At 71.0% G+C, this 12,884-nt stretch carries 11 protein-coding genes; 5 read left to right on the top strand and 6 right to left on the bottom strand.

Annotation, left to right across the window (positions count from 1 at the left end):
* Positions 1-61 precede the first annotated feature (61 nt).
* The 3 genes from DJ73_RS00055 to DJ73_RS00045 all read left to right on the top strand — a co-directional run bounded on the left by DJ73_RS00055 (position 62) and on the right by DJ73_RS00045 (position 4,745).
* Positions 62-1,354 (top strand): O-acetylhomoserine aminocarboxypropyltransferase/cysteine synthase family protein, encoded by a 1,293-nt coding sequence (locus DJ73_RS00055; RefSeq protein ID WP_094557013.1) that lies wholly within the window; start codon positions 62-64, stop codon positions 1,352-1,354.
* Position 1,355: 1 nt separating this feature from the next.
* The gene (gene metX / locus DJ73_RS00050) at positions 1,356-2,639 is read left to right on the top strand and encodes a homoserine O-acetyltransferase (protein WP_094527336.1); all 1,284 of its coding nucleotides are present in this window, start codon (positions 1,356-1,358) and stop codon (positions 2,637-2,639) included.
* A 453-nt stretch (positions 2,640-3,092) separates the two neighbouring features.
* Entirely contained in the window at positions 3,093-4,745 is a 1,653-nt protein-coding gene (locus DJ73_RS00045) for a long-chain fatty acid--CoA ligase (RefSeq protein ID WP_094557012.1), read from the top strand.
* Positions 4,746-4,772: 27 nt separating this feature from the next.
* Here the strand turns inward: DJ73_RS00045 and DJ73_RS00040 are convergent, their stop codons facing one another.
* Positions 4,773-5,213 (bottom strand): DUF5807 family protein, encoded by a 441-nt coding sequence (locus DJ73_RS00040; RefSeq protein WP_094524758.1) that lies wholly within the window; start codon positions 5,211-5,213, stop codon positions 4,773-4,775.
* 273 nt (positions 5,214-5,486) lie between these two features.
* Between DJ73_RS00040 and DJ73_RS00035 the strand changes: the two genes are divergently transcribed.
* Entirely contained in the window at positions 5,487-8,024 is a 2,538-nt protein-coding gene (locus tag DJ73_RS00035; protein WP_094557011.1) for a DEAD/DEAH box helicase, read from the top strand.
* A 26-nt stretch (positions 8,025-8,050) separates the two neighbouring features.
* Here the strand turns inward: DJ73_RS00035 and DJ73_RS00030 are convergent, their stop codons facing one another.
* Positions 8,051-9,139 carry a molybdopterin-dependent oxidoreductase gene (locus DJ73_RS00030; protein WP_094557010.1) on the bottom strand — a complete coding sequence of 363 codons (1,089 nt, stop codon included), beginning with the start codon at positions 9,137-9,139 and terminating at the stop codon, positions 8,051-8,053.
* 78 nt (positions 9,140-9,217) lie between these two features.
* Entirely contained in the window at positions 9,218-10,045 is an 828-nt protein-coding gene (locus DJ73_RS00025) for an MBL fold metallo-hydrolase (protein ID WP_094523316.1), read from the bottom strand.
* Positions 10,046-10,145: 100 nt separating this feature from the next.
* Between DJ73_RS00025 and DJ73_RS00020 the strand changes: the two genes are divergently transcribed.
* Positions 10,146-11,174, top strand: coding sequence for a succinylglutamate desuccinylase/aspartoacylase family protein (locus DJ73_RS00020; protein ID WP_094557009.1), 1,029 nt, complete (start codon positions 10,146-10,148; stop codon positions 11,172-11,174).
* A 36-nt stretch (positions 11,175-11,210) separates the two neighbouring features.
* On the opposite strand, the gene DJ73_RS00015 is transcribed toward DJ73_RS00020, so the two are convergent.
* The 3 genes from DJ73_RS00015 to DJ73_RS00005 form a co-directional block, all read right to left on the bottom strand.
* The gene (locus DJ73_RS00015; RefSeq protein ID WP_094557008.1) at positions 11,211-11,717 is read right to left on the bottom strand and encodes a Tfx family DNA-binding protein; all 507 of its coding nucleotides are present in this window, start codon (positions 11,715-11,717) and stop codon (positions 11,211-11,213) included.
* A gap of 126 nt (positions 11,718-11,843) precedes the next feature.
* The gene (locus DJ73_RS00010) at positions 11,844-12,323 is read right to left on the bottom strand and encodes a TRAM domain-containing protein (RefSeq protein WP_094557007.1); all 480 of its coding nucleotides are present in this window, start codon (positions 12,321-12,323) and stop codon (positions 11,844-11,846) included.
* A gap of 129 nt (positions 12,324-12,452) precedes the next feature.
* The gene (locus tag DJ73_RS00005; RefSeq protein ID WP_094528034.1) at positions 12,453-12,800 is read right to left on the bottom strand and encodes a hypothetical protein; all 348 of its coding nucleotides are present in this window, start codon (positions 12,798-12,800) and stop codon (positions 12,453-12,455) included.
* Positions 12,801-12,884: the final 84 nt, after the last annotated feature.

Genomic DNA, 12,884 nt, shown 5'->3' with positions numbered 1-12,884 from the left:
CCGAGGCATCACTTGCCGTAACTGACGGTTATAGACCTCTGTAGATATATGCACTACACACATGACACGTGGGTTCAACACCCGGAGTCTCCACGCCGGCGCCGCGGCCGACCCGGCGACCGGGTCGCGAGCGACCCCGATACACCAGACGACCTCGTTCGTCTTCGACGACGCGGACACGGCGGCGGAGCTGTACGCGCTCCGGGCGGAGGGCCACATCTACTCCCGGCTCTCCAACCCGACCGTGAGCGTCCTCGAGGACCGGATCGCCGACCTCTCCGGCGGAACGGACGCGGTCGCGACCGCCTCGGGAATGGCCGCCTTCGACGCGATAACGACCGTGCTCGCGAGCGCGGGCGACAACGTCGTCGCCAGCTCCGAGATGTACGGCGGCACGGCCGCGTACCTCACCAGCATCGCGGACCGCCGCGGGGTCGAGGCCCGGCTCGTCGACACGCTCGACTACGAGGCGTACGAGGCCGTGATCGACGAGGACACCGCGTTCGTCCACGTGGAGACGCTCGCGAACCCCTCGCTCGTCACCCCCGACTTCGAGCGGCTCGCCGACATCGCCCACGACAACGCGGTCCCGCTCGTCGTCGACAACACGTTCGCGACGCCGTACTGCTGTCGGCCGTTCGAACACGGCGCCGACATCACCTGGGAGTCGACGACGAAGTGGATCACCGGCAACGGCACCACCGTCGGCGGCGTCCTCGTCGACGGCGGCTCCTTCCCGTGGGACCACCCCGACGCCGACTACGACGAACTGGACGGGCAGTCGCCGGCCTACCCGGTCGACTTCGTCGAGCAGTTCGGCGACGCCGCCTTCGGCAACGTCGCCCGCCAGCGGGGGGTGCGCCCGACCGGCGGCCAGCAGTCCCCGTTCGACGCGTGGCAGACGATCCAGGGGCTCAACACGCTCCCGCTCCGGATGGAGCGCCACTGCGAGAACGCCCGGACCGTCGCCGAGTTCCTCCGCGACGACGACCGGGTCGACTGGGTGACGTACCCCGGCTTCGAGGATCACCCGAGCCACGACAACGCCGCCGAGTACCTCGACGGCTTCGGCGGGATGGTCACTTTCGGCGTCGACGGCGGCTTCGAGGCCGCCAAGGCGCTGTGCGAGTCGGTCGAGCTGACGAGCTTCCTCGCGAACGTCGGCGACGCGAAGACGCTCGTCATCCACCCCGCCTCCACCACGCACGCGCAGATGGACGAGACTCAACAGCGGCTCGCCGGCGTCTTCCCCGACATGCTCCGCCTCTCCGTCGGGATCGAGGACCCCGACGACGTGACCGCCGACCTCGACCGCGGGCTGGCGGCGGGCGAGCGAGCGACCGGGGGGCAGTGAGATGAGCGCGACGCCATCGGAGGACGGGACCGTCTCGCTCGGCGAGTTCGTCTTCGAGTGCGGTCAGTCGGTCCCCGACCTGGAGGTCGCCTACGAGACGCACGGGGAGTTCGACGGCGACAACGTCGTGTTGGTCTGTCACGCGCTCACCGGCAGTCAGAACGTCGCGCGCTCCCCGTCCCCCGAGCGGGACGCCGGGCAGGCGGGACAGGCCCGCGCGTGGTGGGACGACATCGTCGGGCCCGGGAAGGCGATCGACACGACGGAGTACTTCGTCGTCTGCGCGAACGTCCCCGGCTCCTGTTACGGCACGACCGGCCCGGCGAGCGCGCGCCCCGCCGACCTCGATCTCCCCGACGAGCCCGACCACGACCGGTGGGGGACCGCGTTCCCGCCGGTGCAGGTCGAGGACTGGGCGCGCGCCCAGCGCCGCCTGCTCGACCAGCTCGGGGTGGGGCGGCTGCGCGCCGTCGTCGGCGGCAGCGTCGGCGGGATGAACGTCTTGGAGTGGGCCAAGCGCTACCCGGACGACGTCGACCGGATCGTCCCCATCGCGACCGCCGGGCGGCTCGACGCCCAGTGCCTCGCGCTCGACGCGGTCGCTCGGCGCGCGATCCGCGCGGACTCCGACTGGAACGGCGGCGACTACTACGGCGAGGGCCGCGGCTCGCCCGACGAGGGGCTCGCGCTGGCCCGCCAGATCGGTCACATCATGTACCTCTCGAAGTCCTCGATGGAGCGGAAGTTCGGTCGCCGCTCCGCGGGCCGCGACTCGCTGACCCGCGAGGAGGGCGACCTCGGGCTGCCGCCGGAGCCGACGGCGGCCTTCTTCCCCTACCGGGAGGTGGAGTCGTACCTCGACTACCAGGCCGAGGGGTTCAGCGACCGCTTCGACGCCAACAGCTACCTCTACCTCACGCGCGCCATGGACGAGTACGACCTCGCCGCCGGCCACGGGACCGACGCCGACGCGCTCGCGGCGTTCGAGGGCGAGGCGCTGCTGATGAGCTTCACCGCCGACTGGCACTTCACCGTCGAGCAGTCCGCGTCGCTCGCGACCGCCTTCCGCGACCGCGACGTCCCCGTCGCCCACCACGTGATCGACTCCGACCACGGCCACGACGCGTTCCTCGTCGAGCCCGAGCACGTCGGCCCGCCGCTCAGCGACTTCCTCGCGGAGGGGGTCGAGGGCCGAGCCGTCTCCGACGACGGCGGCGAGGGAGACGAGTCCGCGCGCCCCGAATCCGACCACGCGCCGGTGCACGCGAGCCTGTTTCAGGGGTAGCGGACGCTTTTAAATACCACCGTGCGGTTGGCGCGCGCCTCCGAGTGGCCGGTAGGCCACGAGGAGCGCGTGCGAGGGAGTCCGCGGCCGCCGCCGGCGGCCGCGGCAAGGCTGGGGAGGTGCGAGGTGCCGTGCGCAGCGGGGCAGGGCGGGACTCGAAGGGACAGTCGCCGGCGGCTCCGCCGCCGGCTGGGGCTTTGGCGGTGTTCACCGTCACTCCGCCACCAGCAACCACTTATAACCGAGCGGCTGGGGCTTTGGCGGTGTTCACCGTCGTTCCATCAGCGACTGCTTGTGAGCGAGCGGCCCGATCTCTGGTGGCGTTCACCGCTGATCCGCGATCGGATATTTATAGGCGAGCGGCCGAGCCCCGGCGCGGGCCTCTCACGCCGCCAATCCATCACCATCAATCATGGTAATGTTCATAGTTCTCGACGCCATGGTGTGTAAGGTATGCCCGGTGGACACGCGCAGACGCTCCGACCGTTCCTGTGGCGCGCCGAACGACTGTACCCAGACACCGAGATCGTCTCTCGGACGCACGAGGGGCGGACGCGGCACACGTACGCGGAGTACGCCGACCGAACCGCACGGCTCGCGAACGCGCTCGACGAGCACGGGATCGAGCGCGGCGACAGGGTCGCGACGTTCTGCTGGAACCACACGCGCCACTTCGAGACGTACTTCGGCGTCCCGAACACCGGCGCGCAGCTCCACACGATCAACCCCCTGCTCCCCGACGAACACATCCGGTACATCGTCGACGACGCCGACGACGAGATCGTCTTCGTCGACCCGTCGCTCGCCGAGAAGATCGCGGGCGCGGCCGAGGACGCCGCGGAGTTCGCCGACGTCGACTTCGTCGCGATGGGGTCGGAGGGGATCGACGCGCTCGACGCGCCCGCCTACGAGGAGTTCATCGCGGACCGGTCGACGGAGTACGACTGGCCCGACCTCGACGGCGACCAGCCCGCCGGCCTCTGTTACACCTCGGGGACGACGGGGAAGCCGAAGGGCGTCGAGTACACCCAGTCGATGCTGTGGAGCCACACGATGGCCTCGCAGACGCCGCAGGGGATCCCGATGGAGGACTCCGACGTCGTGATGCCGGTCGTCCCCATGTTCCACGTCAACGCGTGGGGGATGCCGTTCACCGCGACCGCGGCGGGCGCGAAGCACGTCTACCCCGGCCCGTCGCCGTCGCCGGCCGACCTCGCGGCGCTGATCGAGGAGGAGGGCGTGACGATCTCCGCGGGGGTCCCGACCGTCTGGCTCGGCCTCCGGGAGTACATCGCCGAGGGCAACGACGTCGACCTCTCGACGCTCGACACCGTGATCGTCGGCGGCGCGGCCGCCCCCCGGGCGCTGATCGAGTGGTACGACGACCGGGGCGTCGAGGTGCTCCACGCGTGGGGGATGACCGAGCTGTCCCCGATCGGCACCGTCTCTCACCTCACGGACGACCTGCGCGACGCCGACTACGAGACGCAGGTCGACAAGCGGTCGAAGCAGGGGCTCGTCGTCCCCGGGCTGGAGTTCGAGGTGATCGACGAGGACGGCGAGGAGATCCCGTGGGACGGCGAGGCGTTCGGCGAGCTCCGGATCCGCGGGCCGTGGGTCACCAAGGAGTACTTCGCCCGGCCCGAGGCCAGCGAGGAGGAGTTCGTCGACGGCTGGCTGAAGACCGGCGACGTGGTCACCGTCGACGAGGACGGCTACCTCAAGCTCGTCGACCGCACGAAGGACGTGATCAAGTCGGGCGGCGAGTGGATCTCCAGCGTCGAGCTGGAGAACGCGATCATGGCGTACGACGGCGTGAGCGAGGCGACCGTGATCGGCGTCCCGCACGAGCGCTGGCAGGAGCGCCCGGTCGCGTTCGTCGTCCCGGTCGACGACGTCGACCGCGGGGCCCTGGTCGACGAGATCGAGTCCGGGCTCCGCGAGGAGTACCCGAAGTGGTGGGTCCCGGACGCGGTGGAGTTCATCGACGAGGTCCCGAAGACCGCCACCGGGAAGTTCTCCAAGAAGGACCTGCGCGAGCAGTACGCCGACCAGTCGCTCGTCGAGGGGTCGGTGCCGGAAGAGGACGCGCCGGAGCAGGAGTAGCCGCGGACGCGGCGCCGTTCTCGACTGTTACTCGCCGCGGTCGCCGACGATCCACTTGTGCGAGTAGCTCTCGCCGCAGGTGCAGTGGGCGTACGCGTGGACCACGTCGCCATCGGCGTAGAGGCCGCCGACCTCCTCGTTCTGCGCCTCCGCGAACGCGAAGACGAACCGCACGTCGTGGTCGTCGTCGGGGGTCTCCTCGGCGACGGGACACTCCCCGCCGTCGAGCGACCGACCGATCGTCCCCTCCGCGCCCATCGCCGTCTTCGCGAACTCCATCGCGCCCATCCCAGTGCCGGCCTCGAACGCCGACCGGCCGGTCTCGCCGTCGAGGATCAGCCGCACGCCGCCGTCCGTCCCGGTGCCGACGTTCCGGAGCCGGGAGTCGTCGTCGAGGTACGCGTCGCTGAGGTAGAAGACGACGTCGTCGAGCCGCTCGCCGGCGAGGAACTCGTCGAGTTTGCTCATGCCGGCCGGACGCGCGTGAACGGTAAAAGGAGTGCGAGTCGCGACCGAACGGACCGATGACAGATCGTGTGGAATCGGGGTAACTGTTAAGACGCCCCACTGAGATCCGTCTTCTGATGAGCGCGCAAACACCATCAGGAGACCGGCTCGCCGAGTGGGCCGAGCTGGTCGACGAAGACGTACCCGAGGAGCACCGAGAGGAGCGCTCCGTCGAGCGATAACTTTCACCCCGCTTCGCGAAGGCTTTAGGCCGACGGCGGCGAAGCGTCGCCGATGGCGACCGAGGCCGCCGGCATCGACAGACCCCTGCTCGTCGACGACTTCCTTCAAGAGCGCCGCTACCAGCTCCAGCTGGCGGCGTCCGCGGCCGACGAACACACCCTCGTCTGCCTCCCGACCGGCCTCGGCAAGACCACGGTCAGCCTGCTCGTCACCGCCGAGCGGCTCCACGAGGCCGGCGGGAAGGCCCTCTTCTTAGCCCCCACCAAACCCCTCGTCCAGCAGCACGCCGACTTCTACCGCGAGGCGCTCTCGATCCCGGACGACGAGATCGTCGTCTTCACCGGGGACGTGAAGCCGGACGACCGCGCCGCGCTCTGGGCGGACGCCCGAATCGTGATCGCGACCCCGCAGGTCGTCGAGAACGACCTCGTCGGCAACCGGATCTCGCTGCGCGACGTGACCCATCTGACCTTCGACGAGTGCCACCGCGCGACCGGAGACTACGCGTACGTCTACATCGCGGAGCGGTACCACGCCGACGCGGCCGACCCGCTGGTCACCGGGATGTCGGCCTCGCCCGGCGGCGACACCGAGGAGATCGAGACGGTCTGCGAGAACCTCGGGCTCTCGAACGTGGAGGTGATGACCGAGGACGACGCCGACGTCGACGAGTACACCCACGACACCGACGTCCAGTGGGAGCAGGTGACGCTCCCGGACGAGGTCCTCGAGATCCGGGACGCCCTCAACGAGGTGATCACCGACCGGCTGGAGAAGCTGAAGTCGCTCGGGGTGACGAACACGACGAACCCCGACCTCTCGCAGAAGGACCTCAACGCGATGCGCGGGAAGCTAAAGAAGATGATGGACAACGACCAGTCGGACGGGTACAAGGGGATGAGTACCCACGCCGAGGTGATGAAGCTCCGGCGCGCGACCGAGCTGGTCGAGACGCAGTCGGTCGAGTCCGTCCGACGCTACTTCGAGCGTCAGCGCGAGGCCGCCCGCTCGTCGGGTGCCTCGAAGGCGAGCCAGCGGATGGTCGCGGACCCCAAGGTGCGGGAGGCGATGCGGAAGACGGAGTCGTTCGACGGGCTCCACCCGAAGTTCTCGAAGGCGCGGATCCTGCTCGCGGAGACGCTCGGCATCAACGAGGGCGAGCGCGCGATCCTGTTCACGGAGTCCCGCGACACCGCGGAGGCGCTCGTGGAGTTCCTCTCCGCGAGCTTCGACGTGCGGAAGTTCGTCGGCCAGGGCGACAAGGAGGGCTCCGACGGGATGAGCCAGAAACAGCAGCAGGAGACGCTCGACGAGTTCAAGGCCGGCGCGTTCGAGGTGCTCGTCTCCACGTCGGTCGCCGAGGAGGGGCTCGACGTCCCCGAGGTCGACCTGGTCTGCTTCTACGAGCCCGTCCCGACCGCGATCCGCTCGATCCAGCGCAAGGGGCGGACGGGGAGACAGGCCGAGGGGAAGGTGGTCGTCCTGATGGCCGAGGACACCCGCGACGAGGCGTTCTTCTGGATCTCCCGGCGGCGCGAGAAGAAGATGGCCAGCCAGCTCGCCGAGCTGAAGGAGGCCACCGACGACATCGAGGAGACCGTCGGCGACGACGGACAAGCGGGCCTCGACGCGTTCGCCGGGGGGTCCGACGGCGCCGATGACGCCGGTGCCGACGCGGGCGTCGCGGGTGACGAAGGCACCGCGACCGAGGGTGACACGGCCGACGGCGACGCGACCGAGGGTGACACGGCCGACGGCGACGCGACCGAGGGTGACGCGGCCGACGGCGACACCGGCGACGCCGGCCTCACCGACTTCGCTGCGGAGGCCCGGGCGGGCGGAGACGAGGCGGGCGACGCCGAGGAGTCGGGCGCCGATGACGACAGCACCGATGACGGCAGCGCCGACGACGGCGTCGTCGCGACCGCCGGCGTCGACGAGGGCGTCGAGGTCGTCGTCGACCAGCGCGAGCTCGACTCCTCCATCGCCAAGGACCTCTCGACGCGCGACGGGCTCGTCACCCGGCTGGAGACGCTCGCGGTCGGCGACTACGTGCTCTCCGACCGCGTCGCCGTCGAGCGGAAGTCGGCGGCCGACTTCGTCGACTCGATGCTCGACGCCGACCGCTCGATGTTCGAGCAGGTCGGCGAGCTATCGCGGGCGTACGCCCGACCGGTGATGGTCGTCGAGGGGACGAACCTCTACGGTCAGCGCGACATCGACCCCAACGCGATCCGCGGCGCGCTCGCGTCGCTCGCGGTGGACTTCGACGTGAGCGTCCTCCGGACCGAAGGCGAGGGCGACACCACGGAGCTGCTCGCGACGATCGCGAAGCGCGAGCAGGAGACGCGCGACCGCGAGGTGAGCGTCCACGGCGAGAAGACGACGAAGACCCGCGCGGAACAGCAGGAGTACGTCGTCTCCTCCATCGCCGACATCGGTCCGGTCACGGCCCGGACCCTCCTCGAACACTTCGGCACCGTCGAGGCCGTGATGACCGCGTCCGAGGACGACCTCTTGGAGGTCGACGGCGTCGGTCCGGTGACCGCGGAGCGAATCCGCGAGGTCGTCGGCAGCGAGTACGAGTAGCGCTTCCCCCGGACCGCGCGAGCCGTTCAGTCGAACCCGCTCACCAGCGTCACCACCCACTGACCGAGGTCGTACTCGGACCTGACCTCCACGCGCGTCACCCATTTCACCCACTGGAACCCCCGCCGGTCGGGAGCGACGAGCCGGGCCGGCGCGCCGTGGCCGTGGCTCAGTCGCTCGCCGCCGACGTGCGTCGCGAGGAGTGCGTCTTCGGCCTCTTCTATCGGGAGGCTCCAGCGATACCCCGTGACGGACGTGAACCGGACGTAGGCCGCGTCGCCGTCGAGTTCTCCGGCCGCGTCGAGCAGGTCGCCGACGCGGATCCCGCCCCACTCCTGCACCGTGTACCAGCCGCTGGTGCAGTCGAGCAGCGCCTCCCGGTCGTGGTCGGCGGCGAGATCCGCCGCGGTCAGGTCGACGGGGTCGCTCACGAGTCCCTCGACCCGCAGTCGGTACCCGTCCCGGTCGATCGGATCGGGGTCGTCGGCGACCCACGAGGTGACCGGGAACGCGCCGTTCCCGTCGCCCTCCCGGGGCTGTGACCCGGTGAACCGCCGGTCCGCGCCGGCCGTGTCGAGCAGGTCGTTGACGCCCTGCTGGAGCCGGTAGGTCGCGGCGCCGGCGGCCAGCAGGACGGTGTACCGAACCGCGGTCCGGCGGCGCTCGAAGTCGACCCGCCGCGGGAGCCGGAACCGGGTCGCGGCGTGCGCGGCCACGAGCGGGAGGAGGGCCAGCCCGAAGCCGACGTGGACGGAGAGGAGCGTCCAGTAGGAGAGCCGCACGTCGACTCCGAACACCCAGACGACGCCGGTCGCGAGCGCGCCGAGCGCGGCGACGAGCGTCAGGACCGACAGCGCGGTCGACCGGCGCCACAGGCTCGGGTCCGTGAGCCGGCGGCGGACGCGCGCGAGCTTCCACGCGAGCAGCGCGACGATGCCGACCCCGAGCGCGCGGTGGAGCCAGAACAGCGGCCACCCATCGGGGACGCCGACGGTGAACGAGACGAGCCCGGTGAGGACCTCCGCGGCCACGAACGCGAACAGCGACCAGTCGACCGCGCGCGGCGGCGGCTCCAGCCGGTCGAGGGCGCCGCGGAGTCGGGATCTCGCTCCCATCTCGGCCGTGGTACGTGCTAGCGAGACAAAACGGTGCGGTCGCGTCGCCCCCGCGCCCCGGCCGCCGCACGCGCCCCGTCAGAGGTCGTACGTCTCGCCGTCGACCGCGAGGGGTTCCGCGAACGCCTCGTCGGGCGGGTAGTAGTGCGCGACGTGGACGAGCCGGGTCCGGTCGGCGTCCAACTCCTCGGCGAGCGCGAGCGCACCCTCTCGGGTCATGTGCTTCGTGCCGAAGGTGCGCGGGACGCCGTCGGGCCCCTCGTGTCGCCCACCGATCGGGTGGTACTCGCAGAGCGAGGCGGGGACGATGGCGTCGGCCAGCAGGAGGTCGGCGCCGGCGAGCGCCTCGCGGGAGCGCTCGGGCACGTCGTAGCTCGTGTCGCCCGTCAACGAGAGTTTCGCGCCCGTCTCCGGGTCCTCGATGACGACGCCGTAACACAGCAGCGGCGGGTGGTCGACGGGGACGAAGCGGACCTCGAACCCGCAGGTCTCGAAGGGCTCGAACGGATCGCGGGCGTGGACGCCGATCCGGTCTTCCAGGTAGTCGTACTTCTCGCGGATCGTCTCGGCGACGCTCCGGTCGGTGGCGGGGTCGGTCTCGTTCGGCGCGTGCACCGGCAGTCCGTCGACCAGTCGGTAGACGTTGCCGAGGCCGTCGAGGTGGTCGAAGTGGATGTGCGTCACGATGCCGGCGTCGGGCAATTTGACGTCGTGAGCGAGGAACTGGCTCCGGAAGTCCGGACTGAAGTCGACGAGCAGCGACTCGCCGGTGCGCTCGTTTGCGACGTGGACCGAGAACCGCGAGCGCGACACCCCCCGCTCGCGCGCCGCGGCGCAGGTGTCGCAGTCGCAGCCGACGGTCGGCGTCCCGGTCGTGTCGCCGGTGCCGAGGAGCGTGACCCGCATCTCGGCTCCGTCTCGGCGACCCATCGACTTAGCGTCCGTGGTCGGTCGCGCCGGAACGTCGGCCCCCGATTTATAAACGCGTCAGGCCCGACCTCCCGATATGCACGACGCCAGCGAACTCGTCCTCGCGCGGCTCCCCTCGGGCGTCCCGATCCGGACGACCGTCCACGCGTACGGCGAGGGCCGCCTCGTCGACGGCCCGGACGGCCCCGAACTCGACCTCCCGGCCGACGGCGGCCCCGTGATCTACGCGCAGGCCGCACAGCACGGCCGCGAGGTGAACGGCACCGCGGTCCTCCGGCGGCTCCACGAGCGACTGACCGGCGGGTCCGGCGGGGCTCCGGACGCGGCCGCCCTCGACGGCACCCTCGTGACGGTCCCCGTCGCCGACCCGCTCACCTTCGACCGCGTCTCGTACACCACGCCGGAGCCGCTCGACTCGACCCACTCGAACATGAATCGCTGTTGGCCCGGCGACGACGAGGGGACGCTCCACGAGCGCATGGCGGCCCGGCTCTGGTCGTTCGCGAGCGCGGCGGACGCGATCGTGGACCTCCACACCGGGTCGCCGGCGATGCTCACGCACACCGTCTACATGCGCGGCGACGAGGAGTGCCGGTCGCTCGCGGAGGCGTTCGGGACCGACCTCCTGCTCGCGGAGGCGGCGGGCGACGAGGCGGACGCGGAGTGGAGCGAGCGCGGCTTCGCCGGCAAGCTCCGCGTCGCCGCCACCCGAGAGGGGATCCCCACGATCACGCCGGAGCTCGCGCACAGCCGCGAGGTCGTCCCCGAGGCCGTCGACGCCGGGTTGAAGGGGACGCTCGGCGTCCTCCGGCGGGAGGGGCTGCTCCCGGGCGACCCCGAGCCGTGGGACGGCACCGTCGCGCGGAACCACCTCGGACGCGTGAACGCCGCCGAGTCGGGGCTGTTCACCCCGGAGCGTGACCTCGCCGTCGGCGACGAAGTGGTCGACGGAGAGCGGCTCGGCGCCGTCCACGACCCGACGACGTTCGAGCCGCTGCAGACCGCGACGGCCGACCGCGACGGGATCGTCTACTCGATCGCCCGCGAGTCGACGGTCACCGCGGGCGCGACGCTCGTCGGCGTCGCGGAGCGGCTGGAGGAGTGACCGCCGGGGATCGGAGGCCGGGGCGCCCGCCGGCGCTCACGGCTGTCGCACGCGGATCTGTCCGTTCGCGTCGACGGTGACGAACAGGCGGCTGCGCACCTCGCGGCCGTGGACCGCGTCGCCGGCGCGGTCGCCGATCGTCTTCATCAGGTCCGGCGCGGTCTGGTTCACCTTCACGCCCGCCTCGTCGCAGGCGTCGTACACGCGCTTCGGGGCGTCGTACAGGTCCGTGCCGGCGTCGATCTCCACGCGGACCGGCGCGGCGAGCGCCTCCGCGAACGCGACCGTCTCGCGGGCCCGCTCGACGTTGTCGCGGGCGCTGGCCTCGACGCTAGAGACGTTCGCGCGCGACGTGCCGAGCCGGTCGGCGATGTCGGACTGGCGGAGCCCCCGCTCGCGGAGGGCGAGCACCTCCGCCTGTCGGTCGGTGAGGACGCTCTCGTCGGCGTCGAACCCGGCCCGTTCCAGCAGCTCGGCGGCGTCGACGTCCTCGACGTCGTCGGCCGCGTCAGCGGCGTCGGCCGGACCGTCGTCTGCGACCATACACGTCGCGAGGGGACGCTCGCTCAAAAAACGGTGGTTTCACCCCTCGCGTCGAGGGGTTCGGCCGGAGGGGGCCGATCGGCGGCGTCCGGACTGTCCGTGGGGTGGGGCCACCCCGGGACGCGCTCACTTGCCCCAGAAGTTCTCGCGGCTGCCGAGCCGTTCGCGCTTCGGCCGGTCGCGGCGGCGGTCGCCCTCGTCTTCCTCGTCGTCGCCCTCGGCCTCGGTATCGCCGTCGCCGTCGTCGTCCTCCTCCTCCTCTTCGGGATCCTCCGGGAGGCGTTCGACGACCTCCTGCGCGGTCGCGTGGCTCGACTTCACGCGGTGGATCCGCACCTCCGCGCGCGCCGGCGGGAGGAGCCCGTCGACGAGGATGATGAAGCCGTCGTCGGTGCGCCCCACGCCCGCGCCGCTCTCGTGGATGTCGTCGACCTCGACTATCACCTGTTCGCCGGGCTGGACCGGCTGCTGTTTCAGCTCGTAGATGGGCATGTCGTAGTGGTTACACCACTCCGCGCCGCCCTTGTTGCCGTAGTGTTGACACCCCATCCCCTCGATTCGCTCGTCGAAACTGGGGCAATCGTCGGCGAGTGGACAGTCCGCCATACCGTAGGAGAGACCGGCCGCCGTTGTAAACGTTTTCGACTGGCTGGGCGAAAATCCGGACTCTCGGCGGCTCACCCGGGTGAACGGCGGCCGATCCGTACGGCGCCTCCCCTCGCGGCCGAGCCCCGCTCACAGGAACTCGCGGACCTCCGAGTACCACATGTCGTGGTGGTCGACCGCGCCGACCGCGTCGGCGACATCGACCGCGATCGCGTGCCAGCAGCGCTCGCTCGGGTCCTCGGCGTCGAGGTTGTACGTCGCGTCCGCGCAGGTGCACTCCCCGTCCTCGACGACGTACTCGTCGTCGTGGCCGACGACGACGGTGAAATCGCGGTAGCGCTTCACGCGCCCCTCGCCGACCGCCTCGATCGCGCGCTGCCCGCGGTCGCCGTGCTCGCCGACGATTCCGGCGGCGATCGGGCCGGTGAGCTCGCCGGCCTCCGCGATCGCCGCCCGCCAGTCGTCGACCGGCTCCATGACCTCCCGTTCTCGGGCGTTCGGTTAAACAGCGTCGGTCAGACGGGGGCCCCGTCGAGGGGTCTACGCGGGCGGCGCGGGCGG

It is taken from the genome of Halorubrum sp. Ea1 (assembly GCF_002252965.1).
GTDB lineage: Archaea > Halobacteriota > Halobacteria > Halobacteriales > Haloferacaceae > Halorubrum.
Note: the sequence above shows the minus strand (reverse complement) of the source record. Positions and strands in the feature narration are given on the sequence as shown.